The 379-nt window shown below is 69.4% G+C and carries 1 protein-coding gene; it reads left to right on the top strand.

Annotated elements, in window-relative coordinates; genetic code table 11:
* A partial coding sequence (locus EOA28_RS38535) for a substrate-binding domain-containing protein (RefSeq protein ID WP_189342446.1) occupies positions 1-379 on the top strand: 379 nt, incomplete at both ends.

The following is a 379-nucleotide window of genomic DNA, read 5'->3' as shown; positions in this document are numbered from 1 at the left end:
GGAAGAAGTGCTGAAGTCGCTGATGGAGCAGGGCGTCGCCGGGCTGATCGTGTCGCCGGCGCGCGGCACCACGCCGGGCGCTTTCCGCCGCATCGAGACAGCCGGCGTTCCGGTTGTCTTCGCCATGCGCCGGCTGCCCGAGAGCCGCATCCCGGTGATCGCGCCCGACAATCATCGCGGCGCCTTTCTCGCCACCGCCCACCTGATCGGCAAGGGCCATCGCCGGCTGGCCTTCTTCGGCGGTTCTTCCGACCTCGTCGTCTATCACGAGCGGCTCGGCGGTTTCCGCGAGGCCTGCGCGACGCTGGGCATTGCCGCCGCCGACACGCTGGTCTTCGAAGGTGAGACCAGCCGCAAGGGCGGCATCGCTTGCCTGGAT

It is taken from the genome of Mesorhizobium sp. M2A.F.Ca.ET.067.02.1.1 (assembly GCF_004023285.1).
Classification (GTDB): Bacteria; Pseudomonadota; Alphaproteobacteria; order Rhizobiales; family Rhizobiaceae; genus Mesorhizobium.
The sequence above is the reverse complement of the archived record's forward strand: the minus strand, read 5'-3'. Positions and strand labels throughout refer to the sequence as shown.